The following is a 19,268-nucleotide window of genomic DNA, read 5'->3' on the forward strand; positions in this document are numbered from 1 at the left end:
ATCGGCCCGCAGCGAAGCCGGTGGGAAACCGGCGCTGTCCCGCAACTGTGATGCCCCGCCCCGGCGGGGACGAGCCAGGTCGCCTGCGGACCGGTCGCGACACGCGCTCTCGAGGAAGGGCGCCTCGCGGACGGGCCCGCCCGCGGTCCCTGTCGGCGAAGCACCACACTCCTCGACCGACAGGAGGACCATGACCCGCCGTACCCCCCGGCTGCTCGCCGCCACCCTCGCGGTGGCCGCGTTGACCCTCGGCGCCTGCGCCGAGAAGACCTCGAACGACACCCCCGCCGCCGGCAGCAGCTCGGCGGCCGCCACCTTCCCGGTCACCGTCGGCAAGCTGACCCTGGAGAAGCGACCGGAGAAGATCGTCTCGCTCTCGCCGACGGCGACCGAGATGCTCTTCGCCATCGGCGCCGGCAAGCAGGTCACCGCCGTCGACGACAACTCCAACTACCCGCCCGAGGCGCCGAAGAGCGACCTCTCCGGCTTTCAGCCGAACGCCGAGGCGATCGCCGCGAAGACGCCCGACCTGGTGGTGCTCTCCAACGACACCAACAAGATCGTCGACCAGCTCACCACGCTGAAGATCCCGGTCCTGCTCACCCCGGCCGCCGCCACGCTGGAGGACTCCTACCGGCAGATCACCGACCTGGGCGCGCTGACCGGCCACCCGACCGAGGCGGCGGACGTCACCCAGCGGATGAAGGACGACATCGCCAAGCTGGTCAAGGACCTGCCGCAGCGGTCGAAGAAGCTGACCTACTACCACGAGCTGGGCCCGGAGCTGTACACCGCGACCAGCAAGACCTTCATCGGCTCGATCTACGCCCTCGCCGGCTTGGAGAACATCGCCGACGCGTCGGACGCCGACGGCAAGAGCGGCGGGTACCCGCAGCTGAGCCAGGAGGTCATCGTCAAGGCGAACCCCGACTTCGTCTTCCTCGCCGACACCAAGTGCTGCCAGCAGAGCGCCGAGACGGTCAAGGCGCGCGCCGGCTGGGCCGACGTCACCGCGGTGAAGAACAACCAGGTGGTGGCCCTCGACGACGACATCGCCTCGCGCTGGGGCCCGCGCGTGGTCGACCAGCTCCGCACCATCGTCGACGCGGTCGCCAAGGTGCCCGCGTGACCCTCCGCCGTCCGTGAGGGTGCGACCCACGGAACCCCGGCCGGCCGGGACGCCCGACGCGTCCCGGCCGGCCGGTGTGCCCGGGGCCGGCCCGGCCGCCGACACGTCCGGCCCGGTCGCCGACGCACCCGACACGCCTGACGCGCCCGGCCGGGCCGTCGAGGTGCCCGGCGTGCCCGGCGTGTCCGGCGTGCCCGGCGTGTCCGCCGGGTCCGACCGGCTCACCGGGTCCGACCGGCTCACCGGGTCCGACCGGTCCGACCGGTCCGCAGGCGTGAAGGTCGACGCCGGGTCCGCCGCCGCGGCGGGCCGCCGGTCACCGGTCCAGTCCGGTCGCCGACCGGCCGCCGCCGGCTCCGGCCGGCCGGCCGGGCTGCGCAAGCGGTGGCTCGCCGCCGGGGTGCTGGCGGTGCTGGTCGCCCTGGTCGCCGGGGTCTCCCTCGGCCCGGTCAACCTGCCGCCCGGCAGCGTCGCCGTCGAACTGCTCAACCTGCTCCCCGGCGTGCGGCTCGACAGCGGGCTGACCCCCGGCGAGGCCGCCATCGTCACCCAGCTCCGGTTGCCCCGGGTGGTGCTCGGCCTGCTGGTCGGCGGCCTGCTCGCCCTGGCCGGCGGGGCGTACCAGGGGGTGTTCCGCAACCCGCTGGCCGACCCGTACCTGCTGGGCGTGGCAGCCGGGGCGGGGCTGGCGGTCACCGCGGTCATCGCGCTCGGCGGGGCGATGGACCCGCTGGTCGGGCTGCCGCTGACCGTGCCGCTGGCCGCGTTCGTCGGCGCGCTCGGCGCGGTCGTCATGACGTACCTGCTCGGGGCGGCCGGTGGGCGCAGCCGCTCCCCGGCGACGTTGATCCTGGCCGGGGTGGCCGTCTCGGCGTTCCTCTCCGCCGGGCAGACCTACCTGCTGCAACGGCACTCCGAGAGCATCCAGCAGGTGTACGCCTGGCTGCTCGGCCGGCTCGCCACCGCCGGCTGGCACGACGTGCTGCTGGTGCTGCCGTACTTCGTGCTCACCGCGGTCGTGGTACTGCTGCACCGCCGCGAGCTGGACGTGCTCTCCCTCGGTGACGACGAGGCGGCCAGCCTCGGCCTGCACCCGCAGCGCTCCCGCTACCTGCTGATCGCCGCCGCCTCGCTCGGCACCGCCGCGGCGGTCTCCGCCTCCGGGCTGATCGGCTTCGTCGGGATCATCGTGCCGCACACCGTACGGCTGCTCGCCGGGTCGAGCTACCGGGTCATCCTGCCGCTGTCGATGCTCTTCGGCGGCGCGTTCCTGGCGCTGACCGACGTGGTCGCCCGGACCGCCGCCGCCCCGGCCGAGATCCCGATCGGCGTGGTCACCGCGCTGCTCGGCGGCCCGTTCTTCGTCCTGGTGCTGCGGACCGCCCGGCGGGTGCTGACGTGAGCGCGCGCGGTGGCCCGGCGGTCGGGACCGGGGAGGACCGGGTGGACGCGCCCGCGATCGAGGTCCGCGACCTGCACGTCACGCTGGGCGGGGCGACGATCCTGGCCGGCGTCGACCTGACCGTCTCGACCGGCGAGTGGGTCACCGTGATCGGGCCGAACGGCGCCGGCAAGTCGACCCTGCTGCGCGCCGTCGGCGGCCTGCTGGCCACCGGCTCCGCCGTCGCCATCTCCGGTACGCCGCTGCGGTCGATGCGTCCCCGCGAGCGGGCCCGGGTGGTGGCCACCGTGGCGCAGTCCCCGGCGGTGCCGGCCGGCATGTCGGTCCTCGACTACGTGCTGCTCGGTCGTACCCCGTACATCCCGCCGCTGGGCCGGGAGTCCGCAGCCGACCTGGCCGTCGTGCACGAGGTGCTGGACCGGCTGGACCTGGCCGCCTTCCACGGCCGGGAGCTGGCCACCCTCTCCGGCGGGGAGCGGCAGCGGGTCTTCCTGGCCCGGGCGCTCGCCCAGGGCGCCACCCTGCTGCTGCTGGACGAGCCGACCAGCGCCCTGGACATCGGCCACCAGCAGGAGGTGCTGGAGCTGGTCGACCAGCTCCGCCGAGAGCACGCGCTGACCGTGCTCGCCACCATGCACGACCTCTCCATCGCCGGCGAGTACGCCGACCGCCTGGTGCTGCTCGCGGACGGCCGGGTGGTCGCCGACGGCCCGCCGGCCGAGGTGCTCACCGAGGAGCTGCTCGCCACCCACTACCGGGCCCGCGTCCGGGTCATCCCCGGCGAGCACGGCCCCCTCGTCGTCCCGGTCCGCCCGTACTAGGCGAGGGCGATGACGGAGAAGAGGGCGCCCTGGGGGTCGCGGAGGGCGGCGAGCCGGCCCTGCGGGACGTCGTGCGGCGGGACCAGGATGCTGCCGCCGAGTTCGGCGGCGCGCGCGGCGGTGGCGTCGGCGTCCGCCACCGCGAAGTAGATCGCCCAGTATGCGGGCAGGTCGGCCGGCAGTTCCTCCAGCGGCGGCGTCATGCCGGCCACGATCCGCGCCCCGCACCGCCAGCCGGTGTAGGTGACCGGCCCCATCGGCTCGTCCTCCGGGTGCCAGCCGAAGACCAGCTCGTAGAAGAGCTTCGCGCCGTCCGGGTCCGGCGTGACCAGCTCGTTCCAGCTCATCGACCCGGGGGCGTTGAACAGTTCGGCGCCGCGCATGGCCATCGGCTGCCAGACGCTGAACGTCGCGCCGGCCGGGTCCGCGAAGACCCCCATCCGCCCCTGGTCGAAGACGTCGAAGGGGGCGACCAGCACCTGCCCGCCGGCCGCCTCGACCCGGGTGGCCGCCAGATCGGCGTCGTCCGTGGCCACGTACGTGGACCAGATCGGCACCTGGTCCGGGGTGGCCGGCGGCCCGGCCCCGCCCACCGCCCGCCCGTCCTTGAGGAAGGTGGTGTACCCGCCCGCCTCCGGCTGCGGGGACACCCGCCCCGTCCAGCCGAAGAGTTCGGGGTAGAAGCGTTGGGCGGCCGTCAGGTCGGGGGTGGCCAGATCGGCCCAGCAGGGCGTGCCGGGCTCGACGCCGCTCACGGTGACCCCTCTCCGCCGGTGGGCGGCCCGGCCGGACGCCCTGCCCGCATCGTGGCACCGGTTCGCCCGCGAGGGGCCGGAACGGGGCGAAACGTCAGCTGAACCGGCGACCCTCGTCGCGCCGGTACGCCCACCCCGCGAGCGCCGCCAGCACCACCACCCAGGCGACGAGCGAGACCAGCGCGCGGGGGGCCGGCCGCCAGTCGGTGCACGCCGCCCACATCAGCTCCACCGCGCCCCGGGTGGGCAGGTAGGGGGCGACCGCCTTGATGAAGCCGGGCGCGTCGTCCGGGCCGGAGAGCAGGCCGCCACCGAAGGCGAGCGGGAAGAAGACGATCTGCGCGACGACGATCGCCGCCTTGCTCGGCAGCGAGTAGCCGATGGCGAGCCCCATCAGGGTGAACGGCACCGAGATCACCGCGACCGTGGCGAGGGCCAGCAGGAACTGCACCGGGGTGACCCGGGCCGCGGTGGCCACCGCCGCGATCACCACCACCGGCAGCATCGACACGTACGTCAGCACCAGGCCGGCGAGGATCCGACCGGCGAGCCGGGGCGCCGGGCCCGCCGGCAGGGTCCGGGTGTACGGGTTCCAGGGCTGGTCGCGGTCCTCGGCGACGCCCACGCCGTACTGGAAGATGTTGGCGGTGAGCACCGAGAAGGTGACCATCGCTGCGGTGGCGTACGTGGCGGCGACCCGGTCGTCCCCGGCGAACGGCACCACGAAGAAGAGCATCGCGGCGGCGGGGAAGAAGGCGCTGCCGAACACCGCGACCGGGATCCGGACGATCTCCAGCAGTTGGTAGCGGGCGTGGACCAGGGCGAGCGTCACCGGGTCACCTCCGGTACGGCCGCCGGCCGGTCGTCGGCGGTGATGGCGAGGAACGCCTCCTCCAGCGAGGTGGGGCGGACCTCCAGGTCGCGGAAGGCCACCCCGGCGGCGACGAGGTCGCGGACGAGCTGGTCGGCGTCGGTGGTGAGCAGGTGGGTACGCCCGTCGGCGTGCGCGGTGTTCACCACGCCGGGCAGCGGCGGCAGCGTGTCGGCGACCAGGCTGACCCGGCGTACGCCGACGATGTCGCGGACCGCGCCGACGGTGTCGTCGGCGAGCACCCGGCCCCGGCCCAGCACCACCACCCGCTGCGCCAGCGCCTCCACCTCCTCCAGGTAGTGGCTGCTCAGCAGCACGGTGCCGCCCTCGGCGTGGAACGTGCGGATCTGCTCCCAGAGGGTGTGCCGCGCCTCCACGTCGAGCCCGGTGGTCGGCTCGTCGAGGACGACCAGCCGGGGCCGGCCGAGGAAGGCGAGCGCGACGGCGAGCCGGCGGCGCTGCCCGCCGGACAGCCCACCGGTCTGCCGTCTCACCTGGTCGGTCAGGCCGAAGCGGTCGAGCAGCTCGGCCTTCGGCACCGGGTCGGAATAGTGCGCGGCCACGAAGTCGACGACCTCGCCGACGCGCAGGGTGCCGGGCAGGCCGGTCTCCTGCGGGGTGACCCCGAGCTGTCGCCGGGACGCCGGGTCGCGGGGGTCGCCGTCGAAGAGCCGCACCCGGCCGGCGGTGGGGCGGCGCAGCCCGACCAGCAGGTTGACCAGGGTGCTCTTGCCGGCGCCGTTGGGCCCGAGCAGGCCGACCAGCTCACCGGCGTGGACCGCCAGGTCGACCCCGTCGAGGGCGAGCACGTCGCCGTAGCGGCGGGTGACCTGCTCGGCCCGGGCGAGGATCACGGCCGCCGCGCGGGCCGCTGCCCACCGGTCGGGGCGGTCGGCAGCGGCCGGAGCGCCGCCGCGCCGGCCGGTGCCGCCGCTGCGGCCGGCGGGGACGCGACCGCCGGCGCGGCGACGGCCCCGGCGGTCGGCAGACCGCGTCGTGACTGTGGCATGTCGGCTCCCTCGTGGACGGTCGACGTCCATCCTCGCGGGTCGCCGCAACCCGGGCCGGGGGCGGTCAGCCCAGCGGGGCGGGCAGCGGCGCGGCGTGCAGCACGGCGAGCCGGGAGACCGCCCGGGTCAGCACCACGTAGAGGCGGTGCAGGCCACGCGGCTCGGCGGCCACGATCGCGGCCGGTTCGACGACCACCACGTGGTCGTACTCCAGGCCCTTGACCAGGGTCGCCGGCACCACGGTGACCCGCGCGACGGTGTCGAGGTCGTCGGCGGTCGCGGTCTCGATGCCGGCGGCCGCCAGCGCCGCGCGCAGTCCGTCCACCGCGTCGTCGGCGGCGATCACCCCGACCGAGCCGTCGTGCGCGAGCGCCGCCCGTACCTCGGCCACCGTCGCCGCCGTCAGGTCGGCCACGGTACGCACGTCCAGCGCGCCGTCGCGGCGCAGCGACTCGGCCGGGGGCACGTCGACCGCGAGCGCCGGCAGCAGGCGGTTGGCGAACGCGACCACCACGGCGGGCACCCGGAAGCCGACGCTCAGCGGGACCACCGCGGCGTCCGGCTTGCCCAGGTGGGCCAGGGACTCCCGCCAGTCGGTGGCGGCCCAGGGGGCGGTGCCCTGGGCGAGGTCGCCGAGGAGGGTGATCGAGCCGTGCTCGCTGCGCCGGGCGATGGCCCGGCACTGCATGGGGGAGAGGTCCTGCGCCTCGTCGACGACCACGTGCCCGTAGCCGGCGGGGCGTTCGAGCAGCCCGGCCGCCTCGTCGATCAGCACCGCGTCGGCCGCGGTCCACCTCGTCGCCTTCGGGGTGCGGCCGAGTGTGGTGCCGGTCGTCGCCGCGCCTCGTCGTCCGGCCGCCGCGCCGGTGCCGCCCGGCTGCCCGGCGGCCGTCCCGCCGCGCAGCAGCGCCTGCTCGTCGGCGGTGAGCAGGCCGTCGGCCGCCGTCGCGAGCGCGTCGGCGTCGGAGAGGAGCCGGTGCAGCAGGCCCTCGGGGGTCAGCGCCGGCCAGACCGCGTCGAGGAAGGCGGTGACCGGCTTCGCCTTGCCCGCCCGGCGCAGCCAGGCGTCGCCGGGGGACTCGGCCCGGCGGGCCTCGGACTGCCGTTGCAGCAGGCCGACCACCCGGGCCCGGACCCGCTCGCGGCCGGTGGCGTAGGGCAGCCCCTCGCGGCGGGTCTCCTCGACCAGCCGGTGCAGCGGTTCGAGGCCGATCCGCCAGCGGAACGAGCCGTCCGGCACCATGATCGGCTCGGTGGGTGTGCCGATGTGGGCGTCGACGGCCCGGCGCAGTACCTCGGCCATCCGTACGTCGTGCTTGAGCGCGGCCACCGTGGGGTCGTCGACCGCCCGTACCGGCACCCGGGCGACCAGGTCCTCCACCGTGGCCTGCTCGACCTCGACCTCGCCGAGGGCCGGCAGCACCGCCGCGATGTACGACAGGAAGGCCCGGTTCGGCCCGACGATCAGCACGCCGGAGCGGCGCAGCCGTTCCCGGTGCAGGTAGAGCAGGTACGCGGCCCGGTGCAGCCCGACTGCGGTCTTACCGGTGCCCGGCGCGCCCTGTACGCAGATCGAGTCGGCCAGGTCGGCCCGGACCAGCTCGTCCTGCTCGGGCTGGATGGTGGCGACGATGTCCCGCATCGGCCCGACGCGGGGCCGCTCGATTTCGGCGGTGAGGATGCGGCTCGCCGTGCCCAGTTCCTCGCCCCGGTCGAGGTGCTCGTCCTCGAAGCTGGTCAGCGCGCCGTTGCTGAACCCGAAGCGACGCCGCACCGCGACGCCCTGCGGGTCGCGGGCGCTGGCCCGGTAGAACAGCCGGGAGACCGGGGCCCGCCAGTCCAGCACCAGGGGTTCGCCCCGCTCGTCGGTGACGTGCCGGCGGCCGACGTGGTACTCGCGGCCGGCGTGGTCGGCGTCCTGCGTCCCGCTGTGCCGGTCGAAGTCGAGCCGGCCGAAGAAGAGCGGGGTGGTGGGGTCGTCGGCGAGTTCGGCGACCCGTCGGGCCATGTGCCGGCCGAGCTGTTCGGCGGTGTAGGCGTCGCCGGCGACCTTGTCACCGGTGGCGAAGAGCGCCTCGGCGCGCTCGCGCATCCGGCGCAGCGCGGCGCGGGAGGCGTCCAGGTGGGCCCGTTCGGCGACGAGTTCGCCGTCCAGGGTCTGTTCTTGGGCGTGCAGGGTCATCCACGTACTCCTCGACACGGGGAAAAACGCTGCCGCTCGCGTTTCCGACTCGGTGATCGGCGCGGGGACGTCCGCTGCGGTGCTTACTCACCGCGGCCGTCGGGCGGGACAGAGCAGCTTACTCCCGTGCGGCGGCCGGGCAACCGGTTTTCCCGCCGGCCGGCGGCGGGTCCGGCGGTGCGGTGGCTGGCCCGACCCGTCGGCGCGGCGGGATCATGGGGGGATGACCGAGCCGCGCCCGGAGCCGCGCCGGATGACGATCAGCGATCCGCAGGTGATGCGGGCGCTGGCCCATCCGGCCCGAATCGCGATCATGGAGCATCTGAGCACCCTGGACGGGGGTGCCACCGCCACCGAGTGCGCCGAGATCGTCGGGCTGTCGCCGAGCGCGACCAGCTACCACCTGCGGGCGTTGGCGAAGTTCGGCCTGGTGGAGCAGGCGCCGAGCCGGGGCGACGCGCGGGAGCGGGTCTGGCGCACGTTCAGCCACAGCTGGATGGTGGACGCCGGCCGGGGCGCCGGGCCGGAGGCGCGCGCGGCCGAGCAGGCGCTGGTCGAGGCGCACGCCGCCCGGGACATGGAGCGCACCCGGGACTGGTTGCGGCGCGCCGGGGACGAGCCCGCCGAGTGGTACGACGCGGCCCTGTTCAGCGACACCCTGCTGCTGCTCACCGCCGACGAGCTGGTCGAGCTGAACGCCGCGGTGACGGCGCTGTTCGAGCCGTACCGGCAGCGCAACCGGTTGGCCGATCCGCCGGCCGGGGCGCGGACCGTGGCGGCGCAGTACAAGGTGGTGCCGCTGGCGTAGGGGGTTGAGTCGATCAGTTGTGAAGCATTATTTTCGAAGTATGTCTTTCACAACTGACGGTTCGCGCTGGCCTGACGTCTGGCTCGCCGCCACCGCCCGGGGCACCACGATCTGCGGGGAGTTCCTCGCCGCCACCGCCCTGGCGCTTGCCCTGCAGGCGTCCGGGGCCGGTGGGCTGGCCGTCTCCGGGCTCCTGCTGGCGGCCACCCTCCCGCTGGTGGCGCTCGCCCCGCTCGCCGGCCGGGTCGCCGACCGGGTCGACAGCCGTACGCTGCTGGTCACCGTCGGCGCGGCGCAGTCGGTGATCTGCCTGCTCCTCGCGTACGCCGAGCACCCGCTCGCCGTCGTCGGACTCGTCGCGCTGCTCGCCTGCGGGCTCGCGCTGACCCAGCCCTGCCTGGCGGCGCTGCTGCCGGCCATGGTGCGCCGCGACGACCTGCCCCGGGCCAGCGCGGTCCACCAGACCGCGGTCTCCGTCGGCGCGCTCACCGGCCCGGTGCTCGCCGGGCTCCTGGTCGGGCAGTTCGGCACCCGCGTACCGCTGCTCCTGGACGCCGCCAGCTACCTGGCGCTGATCGCCGCCGGCCTGCTGCTGCGGACCCGGCGCGGTGGCCGGCCGGCGGCCGGCGCGGCCGGCGCGACGGCCGTGCCCACCCCGGCCTGGACGCTGCGCCGCGACCCGCTGATGCTCGCCATGGTGGTCACCACGGCGGCGGTGATCACCGCGGTCGGCGGGATCAACGTGGTCGAGGTCTTCTTCATCCGGGAGACCCTGGACTCCTCCGCCACCGTGTACGGCCTGGTCGGCGCCGCCTGGATGGCCGGCATGCTGCCCGGCAGCTGGCTCGCCGCCCGGCTGGCCCGCCGGCTCACCGACGACGGCGCCCTGGTGTACGGGGTGCTCGCCACCCTGGGCGGCGTGTCGCTCATGGTGGTGTTCGCCGCCTTCGTGCCGGCCGCCGCGCTGCTGGTGCCGCTCTGGCTGGTCGCCGGCGCCGCGAACGGCGGGGACAACGTCTTCGCCAACGTGCTGACCGCCCGGCGGGTGCCGGAGGCGGTGCGCGCCCGGGCGTACGCGGTCAACGGCGCGGCCGTGCAGGGCGGCTCGATGGCCGGCTACCTGATCGGCGGCGCGCTGCTGGCGGTACTGCCACCGCGTCCCCTGATCGCCGCCGCCGGGGTCGCCGGCCTGCTGGTGGTGGCGGCGTTCGTGCCGGTCGTGGTCCGCGCGGTCCGGCGGGCCCACAGCACCGACGGCCACCGGCCGGCACCGGTGCCCGGCCCGGCGGCGGGGCCCTGCGCGGCGGCGGGGCCCTGCGCGGCGGGAGGGGCCGGCCCGGCGGCGGGGGGCGTGCCGGCCGGGGAACGCCGTGCGGCAGCGGACCGGCCGCCGGCCGCGACGCCCGGCGGCCCGGCGGAGGTCGGCGCTCCGGCGGCTGCGGGGTTGGCCACTTCCGAGCCGGCCCGGTGAGCAGGTCGTGCGGCCCGGGGATACGGTCGGGTCATGGCTGAGCGCGTGGCCCGCCCCCGGGTCGGACACATCCAGTTCCTCAACTGTCTGCCGATCTACTGGGGGCTGATGCGTTCCGGCGCGCTGCTCGACGTCGACCTGCACAAGGACTCGCCGGACCGGCTCAGCGCCGCGCTGGTCGCCGGTGACCTGGACATCGGGCCGATCTCGCACGTCGAGTACCTGCGGCACGCCGACGAGCTGCTGCTCCTGCCGGACCTGGCGGTGGGCAGCGACGGGCCGGTGCTCTCGGTCAACGTGGTCTCCACCCGCCCGCTGGCCGAGCTGGACGGCGCTCGGGTCGCCCTCGGCTCCACCTCCCGTACCGGGGTGCTCCTCGCCCAGCTCCTGCTCGCCGAGCGGTACGGCGTGCGCCCCGAGTACTTCCGCTGCCCGCCGGACCTGACCCAGATGCTGCTGGAGGCCGACGCCGGGGTGCTCATCGGCGACGTGGCGCTGCGCGCGCTGCACGACGCGCCCCGCCGTGGGCTGGAGGTCACCGACCTCGGGCAGGCGTGGCGGGACTGGACCGGGCTGCCGATGGTCTTCGCCGTCTGGGCGGTACGCCGCGACTTCGCCGCCGCCCACCCCGGCATGGTCAAGGAGGTGCACGAGGCGTTCCTGCGCTCCCGTGACCTGTGCCTGGCCGAGCTGGACCAGGTCGCCGAGGCGGCGGCCCGCTGGGAGCCGTTCGACGCGGCGACCCTGGCGACGTACTTCCGTACCCTCGACTTCTCGCTCGGCGAGCGGCAGGTGGCCGGGTTGCGCGAGTTCGCCCGGCGGGCCGCGGCGGCCGGCGAGGCCCCGCCGCTGCCCGACGGCGGGCCGGAGTTCTTCGCCGGCTGACCCACGGCCACCTCGCCGCCGGCCACCCCCGGACGCGGACGTGGCGGTGTCCCCGGACCCGGGAACACCGCCACACCGGTGGAACGGCCGGCTCAGACGTCCTTGCCGAGCACCGCCTCGGTGATCTTCTGACAGTTCTTCATGCCGTACTCGTAACCCATGCCGACCGGGTAGCGGACCATCACGCCCATCGTCCAGCCGTCGCCGATGGCCAGGCAGTTGATGTGCATCTCCTGCTCCCGGGTCCGGTCGACCCAGCCGTTCTTGATCGCGATGGTCTTGCGCTCGGCGGCCGGGAACGCCTTGCGGATGCCGAAGTCGCCCGCGCCGCGCACCAGCCGCATCTCGTTGATCAGCCACTTGGTCCACTTCGGGCCCGCCGCCCGACCGTCGGCGATGCACGCCCCGAGCCGGGTGGTGTCCCGCGGGGACAGGTTCGTCCGGCTCCAGCCGCCGTCGGCGGCCGGGCTGCTGTCGGTCATGTCGCAGATGGAGACCATCCGCTTGATCGCGGCGGAGCGCCCGATGGAGTTGTAGAACTGCTCGGCCCGGGTGTTGTCGCTGTCCCGGATGATCCGGGTGGCGTCGGCGAGCTTGGCGTCGCTCGGGGTCTTCCCGGCCTCGTCCGTCCGGCGCAGGTAGTCGGCGACGATCCAGGACTTGATCAGCGACGCGGTCGTGCTGGTCTCGTCCATGTTCTCCGAGCCGAAGATCTCCCCGGTCCGGGTGTCCTGGACGCTCCAGGCGTACCAGCCCTTGAGGTCGAGGTCGATCTGCTGGTCGCGGAACGGCAGCGGATCGAGCGACGGGCTGGGGGTGGGGGTGGCCTTCGGTCGGTCGCTGCGGTCGGAGGGCTCGCTGGTGGACCGTCCGGGCGGGGACGGCTCGCCCCAGCGCGAGGCGGCGGCCGAGGCCAGTGGCGAACCGGGGAGCAGGCGCAGCGAGACCAGCACCAGGCCGATCAGGATCGCGGCGACGGCGGCGAAGGTGAGCGGGGCGTGGCCGCGCCGGTTGCGGGCCATCAGAGCTTCCCGACCGGCTGCTGCGGGACCTTGAGGGCCGCGCCGGGCTGCGGCGTGACGAGCTGGGTCGCCACGCTGGCGCAGACCTTCGCGCCGTACGTCAGCTTCTGCGACTGCGGGTAGCGCAACATGACGGCGAGACTCCACTTGTCGGTGACGGCAAGACAGTTCACGTGCCAGTTGCCGTCGTAGTTCAACACGGTCCAGCCGTTCTTGATGCTGACCGGCCCCTGGGCCTTGATCTCGGCGGGCAGCCCGTCCACGATGCCCCACTTGCCGCCGCCGGAGCGCGCCTGCTGCTGGCTGACGCTGCCGCGCACCTTCGCCATCTCGTCCAGCACCCACTTGGTCCACTTCGGGCCGGCGGCCCTGCCGTCGGCGATGCAGTCGCCCAGCCGGACGGCGTCGCGCGGCGACATCCGGGTGAAGCTCCACCAGCCCTCGTAGCCGGGGACGTTGCCGCGCTTGGTGTCGGTGAGCCCGCAGATGCTGATCGCCCGCTTGATCACCGGACCGGGCTGGCCGCCCGCCGGGGCCCGGTAGGAGCCGCCGGCTGCCGCGTAGACCTTGTTGGCCCCGTCGTCACTGCTGTCCCGGATGGCGGTGCTGGCGGCCTTCTTCAACGTCGCCGTCGGTTCCTTGTCGCCGAGCTGGCGCAGGTAGTCCGAGACGATCCAGGCCTTGAGCATCGACTCGGTGGAGCTGGTCGAGGCCATGTTCTTCGAGCCGGCGATCTTGTCGGTCTCCCGGTCCAGCAGGGCCCAGCCGAAGAACTCGCCCTTGAAGTTCACCGAGACCGGGCCGGCGGCCAGGGTCGGCGCCGGGGGCTCGGTGGGCGCGGGCGCGGGGACCAGCTCCCCGGCGCCGCCACCGACGCCGCCGCCGTCGGAGAGGCGCGCGTACGCGGCGGGCACCAGGAGGCCGGCGCCGAGCAGGACCGCCATTACGGCGAGCACCATGATCACGCGGGATCGCATGAGTGGGTGGACTCCAGATGTCAGGCCGGGGGGACCGGCTGTTCGCATGGGTCGGCCCGACCGCCGCGGCCGGGGGAGGTGGCCGGCGTCTTCGTGGCGATCGTCAGCAGCCGATCGGTGTGCCGGGGGAAGTCTACGTTCGGAAAGGCGACACGCCAGGATCCGACGCGTAGGTAATTGCTGGGAAGCCCGGGCGGAACACACATTCCGCGTAGCTTGTGAGGATTCATGTTGAAAAAGTGAGACGAATCATAGATCATCCTTCGCTGACGGCGGGATAGTCACGGCGGTTCGCCCGCCCAGGTCCGGTTCAGAAATCTGTTACACCCTCTGGTTTTGCCAAAGGTCAGCTGTAACACTTGAGAGATGTATGGCAACGACTTCGCCGCAGAGGACGCTCCGGGCGGCGGCCTGCTCGGCCAGGTCGAGGCGGCCGAGGCGGCGCTGCGCGAGGCGGCGTCGCGGGGACGCCGCGGCGCGCCGGAGCCCGGTGAGGACCTCGAGGCGTACTTCGCCGACGTCATCGACGCCGATCAGAAGATCGAGCCGCGCGACTGGATGCCGGAGGCGTACCGCCGGACGCTGATCCGGCAGATCGCCCAGCACGCGCACTCCGAGATCATCGGCATGCAGCCCGAGGGGAACTGGATCAGCCGCGCTCCCTCGCTCAAGCGCAAGGCGATCCTGCTGGCCAAGGTGCAGGACGAGGCGGGGCACGGCCTCTACCTCTACGCCGCCGCCGAGACCCTCGGCATCAGCCGCGACGAACTCGTGCGGCTGCTGCTCGACGGCCGGCAGAAGTACAGCTCGATCTTCAACTACCCGACGCTGACCTGGGCCGACGTCGGCGCGATCGGCTGGCTGGTGGACGGCGCGGCCATCGTCAACCAGGTCCCGCTCTGCCGCTGCTCCTACGGCCCGTACGCCCGGGCGATGATCCGGGTCTGCAAGGAGGAGTCGTTCCACCAGCGGCAGGGCTACGAGATCCTGCACACCCTGTCGCACGGCACCCCGGCGCAGAAGCGGATGGCGCAGGACGCCGTCGACCGCTGGTGGTACCCGTCACTGGCGATGTTCGGCCCGCCCGACGGCGACTCGACCCACTCCGCCCAGTCGATGGCCTGGAAGATCAAGCGGTTCTCCAACGACGAGCTGCGCCAGCGCTTCGTCGACATGTGCGTGCAGCAGGCCCAGATCCTCGGCCTCACCCTGCCCGACCCCGACCTGCGCTGGAACGACGAGCGGCAGGCGTACGACTACACCCAGCCCGACTACGACGAGCTGATGCAGGTGATCAAGGGGAACGGGCCGTGCAACCGGCAGCGGATGGAGCACCGCCGGCGGGCCCACGACGAGGGCGCCTGGGTACGCGAGGCCGCCGCGGCGTACGCGGCCAAGCAGGCGGCGAGGCAGAAGGAGAAGGTGGCGGCGTGAGCGAGCGCAGCGAGCGGACCGGTCGACCCGGCGAGGAGGGCCCCTCGCCGCTGTGGGAGGTCTTCGTGCGGGCCCGGCGCGGGCTGTCGCACACCCACGTCGGCAGCCTGCACGCCCCCGACGCCGAACTGGCCCTGCGCAACGCCCGGGACCTCTACACCCGCCGCCAGGAGGGGGTGTCGATCTGGGTGGTGCCGGCGAGCGCCATCACCGCGTCCAGCCCCGACGAGAAGGACGCCTTCTTCGACCCGGCGGCGGACAAGGTCTACCGCCACCCCACCTTCTACGAGGTGCCGGACGGGGTGGCCCACCTGTGAGCGCGGCGAACGGCCCCTTCGACTTCACCCTCGCCATCGGCGACGACGCGCTGATCGCGGCGCAGCGGCTGGCCGAGTGGACCTCCCGCGCGCCGGAGATGGAGGAGGACATCGCGCTGGCCAACATCGCCCTCGACCAGCTCGGCGCGGCCCGGCTGCTGCTGACCTACGCCGGTGAGCTGGAGGGCGCCGGGCGGGACGAGGACGCGCTGGCGTACCTGCGCGACGACCGGGAGTTCCGCAACTGCCTGCTGGTGGAGCTGCCCAACGGCGACTTCGCGGTGACCATGGTGAAGCTGCTGCTGCTCGCCGCGTACCAGGTGCCGCTCTACACCGCGCTGGCCGGCTGCGCCGACGAGCGGCTGGCCGCGATCGGCGCGAAGGCGCGCAAGGAGTCCGCGTACCACCTGGACCACGCCGCGCTGTGGGTGAAGCGGCTCGGCGACGGCACCGAGGAGTCGCACCGCCGCGCCCAGGCCGCGCTGGAGCAGCTCTGGCCGTACCACCACGAGCTGTTCACGGCGGATCCGGCGGCGCCGGTCGACCCGGCCACCCTGCGGGCCGACTTCGACGCCACCGTCTCCGCCGTGCTCGACGAGGCCACCCTCACCCGGCCGGAGACCGGCTGGGCGCCGGCCGGCGGCCGGGACGGCGTGCACACCGAGCACCTGTCGTACCTGCTGGCCGAGATGCAGGTGCTGCACCGGGCCCACCCCGGGGCTTCCTGGTGAGCGCGAGGAGCGCGGCGCAGCGGAGCCCCGCAGTCGCGAACGAGAGGCGGCACCGGTGACACCCAGGGAGGCGGCCGCGTCGGTGGTGGATCCGGAGATCCGGGTCGTCACCATCGACGAGCTGGGCATCCTGCGGGCGGTGGAGGAGGATCCGGCCAGCGGTCGGGTCGTCGTCACCATCACCCCGACCTACACCGGCTGCCCGGCGATGGACGTGATCCGCGCCGACATCCGCCGGGCGCTCGCCGCCGCCGGCCACCCGGACGCCGAGGTCCGCACGGTGTACAGCCCCGCCTGGAGCACCGACTGGATCACCGAGGCGGGCCGGGCGAAGCTGGCCGCCGCCGGCATCGCCCCGCCGGCCCCCGCGTCGCACGGTGGCACCGTGGTGCCGCTGACCCTCGCCGTACGCTGCCCGCGCTGCGGGTCGCCGGAGACCGAGCAGGTGAGCCGGTTCGGCTCGACCGCCTGCAAGGCGCTCTGGCGGTGCCGCTCCTGCTCCGAACCCTTCGACCACCTGAAGGCGCTGTGACTGTCACCATCACCCGCCCGGTCCGCCGCCGGCCGGTCTTCCACCCGCTGCACGTCGACGCCGTGGACCGGCTCACCGACGACGCCGTGGCGATCACCTTCGCCGTGCCGGAGGAACTGCGCGAGACCTTCGCGTTCTCCGCCGGGCAGCACCTCACGGTGCGGCGGATCGGGCCGGACGGGGCGGACGTGCGGCGGTCGTACTCGATCTGCTCGACGCCGGACGAGCTGGCCCGGCACGGCCGGCTGCGGATCGGGGTGCGGGAGGTACCCGGCGGCGCGTTCTCCGCGTACGCCTGCGGCGCCCTGCGCGGCGGCGACACCGTCGAGGTGCTGCCCCCGCTCGGGCACTTCACCACGGCGTTCGCGCCGGAGCGGGTCCGCCGGTACGGCGCGGTGGTCGCCGGCTCCGGCATCACCCCGGTGCTGTCGCTGGTCGCGACCGCCCTGGCCGTCGAGCCGGCCAGCACCTTCACCCTGGTGTACGGCAACCGCACGGCCAACACGGTGATGTTCGCCGAGGAGCTGGCCGACCTGAAGGACCGCTACCCGACCCGGCTGCACCTGGTGCACGTGCTCTCCCGGGAGCCGGGCGAGTCGCCGTTGCTGTCCGGGCGGATCGACGCCGACCGGCTGGCCCGGCTGTTGGACACGATCGTCCCCGGCGACGCGATCGAGGAGTGGTTCCTCTGCGGCCCGTACGGGATGGTGGTGGACGCGAAGGCGGTGCTGACCGGGCGCGGGGTGCCCGAGTCGGCGGTGCGTACCGAGCTGTTCCACGTCGACGCTCCGCCGGAGCCGGTGCGCCGGCCCACCGACGAGCCGGGCGCCGGCACCGAGGTGACCATCCTGCTGGACGGCCGGGCGTCCCGCTTCACGATGGGGCGGGAGGAACGGGTGCTGGACGCCGCGTTGAAGGTCCGCGGCGAGCTGCCGTACGCCTGCAAGGGCGGGGTCTGCTCGACCTGCAGGGCCAAGGTCGTCTCCGGTGAGGTGACGATGGCCCGCAACTACGCCCTGGAGCCGGACGAGGTGGCGGCCGGGTACGTGCTCACCTGCCAGTCCAGCCCGACCACCGACACGCTCACGGTGGACTACGACGCGTGACGTGGAACGCTGGTGAGCCATGCGGGTGGAGTGGCATGTCGCATCGGAACAGGCGACGTGCCACTCGCGGCTGATCCGCCTGTTCCGGTAGGTGCGGCGCGGTGGCCTGCAGATGCCAGGAGCACTAGCTCCTCGGAAGTGGACCCGGCAGCCTTCCGGACGGTAGGTGGGCCGGGTCTCGCGTCTTCCGGACGTCACACTTGGCGTGTCTCGCTGATCAGTCCTTGCACCGCCGTTCGCCAGTGCCCGCCCTTCGCCCAACACCACGCGAGGGCATCGGGGATCGACAGCAGGCATTCTTCGTGCGCCCGTAGATGTTCGTAGCGAAGGCTTTCCGACACGCCCGCCCGTCGTACGTGCTCGAAGAGCAGTCGTTGGTCGGACTTGAAGGTGGCTCTTGGAAATAAGATCGTGGGGCGTTCGAGGTCCTGGCACGTCACATATGTGAACACCGCCGCAGGGGTACAGCGGCTGACCGGCGTACCCTCAAGGACGTGACGGTGAGCCGGGAGATCGACGACATCCTGCAGCGCGGCGCGGACGGCGGGCGGATCACGCCCGAGGAGGCCCTGCTGCTCTACACCGAGGCGCCCTTCCACGCCCTGGGCGAGGCGGCGGACACGGTCCGCCGGCGGCGCTATCCGGACAACGTCGTCACGTACCTGATCGACCGCAACATCAACTACACGAACGTCTGCGTGACGGCGTGCAAGTTCTGCGCGTTCTTCCGGGCCCCCAAGCACAAGGAGGGCTGGACCCACCCGACCGAGGAGATCCTGCGCCGCTGCGGCGAGGCGGTCGAGCTGGGCGCCACCCAGGTCATGCTCCAGGGCGGCCACCACCCGGACTACGGGGTGGAGTACTACGAGGAGCTGTTCTCCTCGGTCAAGAAGGCGTACCCGCAGCTCGCCATCCACTCCATCGGGCCGAGCGAGATCCTGCACATGGCCAAGGTCTCCGGCGTCGGCCTGGACGAGGCCATCGCCCGGATCAAGGCCGCCGGCCTCGACTCGATCGCCGGCGCCGGCGCGGAGATGCTGCCGGAGCGGCCCCGCAAGGCGATCGCCCCGCTCAAGGAGTCGGGCGCCCGCTGGCTGGAGGTCATGGAGCTGGCCCACCGGCAGGGCGTCGAGTCGACCGCGACGATGATGATGGGCACCGGCGAGACCAACGCCGAGCGGATCGAGCACCTGCGGATGATCCGCGACGTGCAGGACCGCACCGGCGGCTTCCGGGCCTTCATCCCGTGGACGTACCAGCCGGAGAACAACCACCTCAAGGGCCGTACCCAGGCCACCACCCTGGAGTACCTGCGGCTGGTCGCGGTGGCCCGACTCTTCTTCGAGACGGTGCCGCACCTGCAGGCGTCCTGGCTGACCACCGGCAAGGACGTCGGCCAGCTCGCGCTGCACATGGGTGTGGACGACCTCGGCTCGATCATGCTGGAGGAGAACGTCATCTCCTCGGCCGGCGCCCGGCACCGCTCCAACCTGCACGAGCTGATCGGCATGATCCGGTCGGCGGGTCGGATCCCCGCCCAGCGGGACACCCTCTACCGCCGGCTCGCCGTGCACCACACGCCGGCCGACGATCCGACCGACGAGCGGGTGGTCTCGCACTTCTCCTCGATCGCCATGCCGGGTGGCGGCGCCGGGCGGCAGTTGCCGCTGGTCGACGCCCGCTGAACGGTCGGCCCTCCGCCCTTCGGGCAGGTGGCGGCGTCCGAGCGGCGTCGCCACGGCGGCCGTACGGCGGACGGCTGGTGCCGTGACGGTCGCCGATGCCGGCGTGGTGTCGAGCGGGGCAGCGGGGTGG

19 protein-coding genes and 1 riboswitch are annotated in these 19,268 nt (G+C 73.8%); of the genes, 12 read left to right on the forward strand and 7 right to left on the reverse strand.

The window, feature by feature from the left end:
• Positions 1-16 precede the first annotated feature (16 nt).
• Positions 17-79: riboswitch (cobalamin riboswitch) on the forward strand.
• 111 nt (positions 80-190) lie between these two features.
• The 3 genes from GA0070614_RS17585 to GA0070614_RS17595 all read left to right on the forward strand — a co-directional run bounded on the left by GA0070614_RS17585 (position 191) and on the right by GA0070614_RS17595 (position 3,352).
• The gene (locus GA0070614_RS17585) at positions 191-1,129 is read left to right on the forward strand and encodes an ABC transporter substrate-binding protein (protein ID WP_088976984.1); all 939 of its coding nucleotides are present in this window, start codon (positions 191-193) and stop codon (positions 1,127-1,129) included.
• A 373-nt stretch (positions 1,130-1,502) separates the two neighbouring features.
• A complete protein-coding gene (locus GA0070614_RS17590) occupies positions 1,503-2,531 on the forward strand; it encodes a FecCD family ABC transporter permease (protein WP_231933708.1) in 1,029 nt (342 codons plus the stop codon).
• A gap of 41 nt (positions 2,532-2,572) precedes the next feature.
• A complete protein-coding gene (locus GA0070614_RS17595) occupies positions 2,573-3,352 on the forward strand; it encodes an ABC transporter ATP-binding protein (RefSeq protein ID WP_088979489.1) in 780 nt (259 codons plus the stop codon).
• Here the strand turns inward: GA0070614_RS17595 and GA0070614_RS17600 are convergent.
• The 5 genes from GA0070614_RS17600 to GA0070614_RS17615 form a co-directional block, all read right to left on the reverse strand.
• Positions 3,349-4,107 (reverse strand): VOC family protein, encoded by a 759-nt coding sequence (locus GA0070614_RS17600; RefSeq protein ID WP_088976985.1) that lies wholly within the window; start codon positions 4,105-4,107, stop codon positions 3,349-3,351. The genes GA0070614_RS17595 and GA0070614_RS17600 overlap by 4 nt on opposite strands.
• A gap of 94 nt (positions 4,108-4,201) precedes the next feature.
• Positions 4,202-4,939 (reverse strand): ABC transporter permease, encoded by a 738-nt coding sequence (locus GA0070614_RS17605; RefSeq protein ID WP_088976986.1) that lies wholly within the window; start codon positions 4,937-4,939, stop codon positions 4,202-4,204.
• Complete coding sequence (locus GA0070614_RS17610) at positions 4,936-5,832, reverse strand: ABC transporter ATP-binding protein (protein ID WP_088976987.1); 897 nt, start codon at positions 5,830-5,832, stop codon at positions 4,936-4,938. The genes GA0070614_RS17605 and GA0070614_RS17610 overlap by 4 nt, the downstream gene beginning before the upstream one ends.
• Complete coding sequence (locus GA0070614_RS30260; protein WP_157745026.1) at positions 5,829-5,987, reverse strand: hypothetical protein; 159 nt, start codon at positions 5,985-5,987, stop codon at positions 5,829-5,831. The genes GA0070614_RS17610 and GA0070614_RS30260 overlap by 4 nt, the downstream gene beginning before the upstream one ends.
• 65 nt (positions 5,988-6,052) lie before the next feature.
• Complete coding sequence (locus GA0070614_RS17615) at positions 6,053-8,170, reverse strand: HelD family protein (protein ID WP_088976988.1); 2,118 nt, start codon at positions 8,168-8,170, stop codon at positions 6,053-6,055.
• Between the two features lie 223 nt (positions 8,171-8,393).
• Between GA0070614_RS17615 and GA0070614_RS17620 the strand changes: the two genes are divergently transcribed.
• Genes GA0070614_RS17620 through GA0070614_RS17630 form a run of 3 tightly spaced genes read left to right on the forward strand, consistent with a single transcriptional unit; the run spans position 8,394 to position 11,334 of the window.
• On the forward strand, positions 8,394-8,978 hold the full coding sequence (locus GA0070614_RS17620; protein WP_088976989.1) for a winged helix-turn-helix domain-containing protein: 585 nt from the start codon (positions 8,394-8,396) through the stop codon (positions 8,976-8,978).
• A 40-nt stretch (positions 8,979-9,018) separates the two neighbouring features.
• On the forward strand, positions 9,019-10,449 hold the full coding sequence (locus GA0070614_RS17625) for an MFS transporter (protein WP_157745027.1): 1,431 nt from the start codon (positions 9,019-9,021) through the stop codon (positions 10,447-10,449).
• Positions 10,450-10,482: 33 nt separating this feature from the next.
• A complete protein-coding gene (locus GA0070614_RS17630) occupies positions 10,483-11,334 on the forward strand; it encodes a menaquinone biosynthetic enzyme MqnA/MqnD family protein (protein ID WP_088976990.1) in 852 nt (283 codons plus the stop codon).
• A 92-nt stretch (positions 11,335-11,426) separates the two neighbouring features.
• Here the strand turns inward: GA0070614_RS17630 and GA0070614_RS17635 are convergent, their stop codons facing one another.
• Complete coding sequence (locus tag GA0070614_RS17635) at positions 11,427-12,356, reverse strand: serine hydrolase (protein WP_088976991.1); 930 nt, start codon at positions 12,354-12,356, stop codon at positions 11,427-11,429.
• Complete coding sequence (locus tag GA0070614_RS17640) at positions 12,356-13,333, reverse strand: hypothetical protein (protein WP_088976992.1); 978 nt, start codon at positions 13,331-13,333, stop codon at positions 12,356-12,358. The genes GA0070614_RS17635 and GA0070614_RS17640 overlap by 1 nt, the downstream gene beginning before the upstream one ends.
• A 366-nt stretch (positions 13,334-13,699) precedes the next feature.
• On the opposite strand from GA0070614_RS17640, the gene paaA reads away from it, so the two are divergent.
• The 6 genes from paaA (at position 13,700) to mqnC (ending at position 19,138) form a co-directional block, all read left to right on the forward strand.
• Complete coding sequence (paaA, locus tag GA0070614_RS17645; protein ID WP_088976993.1) at positions 13,700-14,767, forward strand: 1,2-phenylacetyl-CoA epoxidase subunit PaaA; 1,068 nt, start codon at positions 13,700-13,702, stop codon at positions 14,765-14,767.
• On the forward strand, positions 14,764-15,084 hold the full coding sequence (gene paaB / locus GA0070614_RS17650; protein WP_088976994.1) for a 1,2-phenylacetyl-CoA epoxidase subunit PaaB: 321 nt from the start codon (positions 14,764-14,766) through the stop codon (positions 15,082-15,084). The genes paaA and paaB overlap by 4 nt, the downstream gene beginning before the upstream one ends.
• A complete protein-coding gene (gene paaC, locus GA0070614_RS17655; protein WP_088976995.1) occupies positions 15,081-15,815 on the forward strand; it encodes a 1,2-phenylacetyl-CoA epoxidase subunit PaaC in 735 nt (244 codons plus the stop codon). Before paaB ends, paaC begins: the two co-directional genes overlap by 4 nt.
• A gap of 55 nt (positions 15,816-15,870) precedes the next feature.
• Entirely contained in the window at positions 15,871-16,347 is a 477-nt protein-coding gene (paaD, locus tag GA0070614_RS17660; protein ID WP_088976996.1) for a 1,2-phenylacetyl-CoA epoxidase subunit PaaD, read from the forward strand.
• Positions 16,344-17,453: a 1,2-phenylacetyl-CoA epoxidase subunit PaaE gene (gene paaE / locus GA0070614_RS17665; protein WP_088976997.1), complete on the forward strand. Its 1,110-nt coding sequence runs from the start codon at positions 16,344-16,346 to the stop codon at positions 17,451-17,453. Before paaD ends, paaE begins: the two co-directional genes overlap by 4 nt.
• A 494-nt stretch (positions 17,454-17,947) precedes the next feature.
• Entirely contained in the window at positions 17,948-19,138 is a 1,191-nt protein-coding gene (gene mqnC / locus GA0070614_RS17670; protein WP_088976998.1) for a cyclic dehypoxanthinyl futalosine synthase, read from the forward strand.
• Positions 19,139-19,268: the final 130 nt, after the last annotated feature.

The sequence above is a fragment of the Micromonospora coxensis genome, from assembly GCF_900090295.1.
GTDB lineage: Bacteria > Actinomycetota > Actinomycetes > Mycobacteriales > Micromonosporaceae > Micromonospora > Micromonospora coxensis.

What these genes read in the sequence shown, in the direction of transcription:
- GA0070614_RS17585 (WP_088976984.1), top strand. Translation starts at nt 191, where the DNA reads ATGACCCGCCGTACCCCCCGGCTGCTCGCCGCCACCCTCGCGGTGGCC.
- GA0070614_RS30260 (WP_157745026.1), bottom strand. Translation starts at nt 5,987, where the DNA reads ATGCCACAGTCACGACGCGGTCTGCCGACCGCCGGGGCCGTCGCCGCG.
- GA0070614_RS17615 (WP_088976988.1), bottom strand. Translation starts at nt 8,170, where the DNA reads ATGACCCTGCACGCCCAAGAACAGACCCTGGACGGCGAACTCGTCGCC.
- GA0070614_RS17620 (WP_088976989.1), top strand. Translation starts at nt 8,394, where the DNA reads ATGACCGAGCCGCGCCCGGAGCCGCGCCGGATGACGATCAGCGATCCG.
- GA0070614_RS17625 (WP_157745027.1), top strand. Translation starts at nt 9,019, where the DNA reads ATGTCTTTCACAACTGACGGTTCGCGCTGGCCTGACGTCTGGCTCGCC.
- GA0070614_RS17630 (WP_088976990.1), top strand. Translation starts at nt 10,483, where the DNA reads ATGGCTGAGCGCGTGGCCCGCCCCCGGGTCGGACACATCCAGTTCCTC.
- GA0070614_RS17635 (WP_088976991.1), bottom strand. Translation starts at nt 12,356, where the DNA reads ATGGCCCGCAACCGGCGCGGCCACGCCCCGCTCACCTTCGCCGCCGTC.
- GA0070614_RS17640 (WP_088976992.1), bottom strand. Translation starts at nt 13,333, where the DNA reads ATGCGATCCCGCGTGATCATGGTGCTCGCCGTAATGGCGGTCCTGCTC.
- paaA (WP_088976993.1), top strand. Translation starts at nt 13,700, where the DNA reads ATGTATGGCAACGACTTCGCCGCAGAGGACGCTCCGGGCGGCGGCCTG.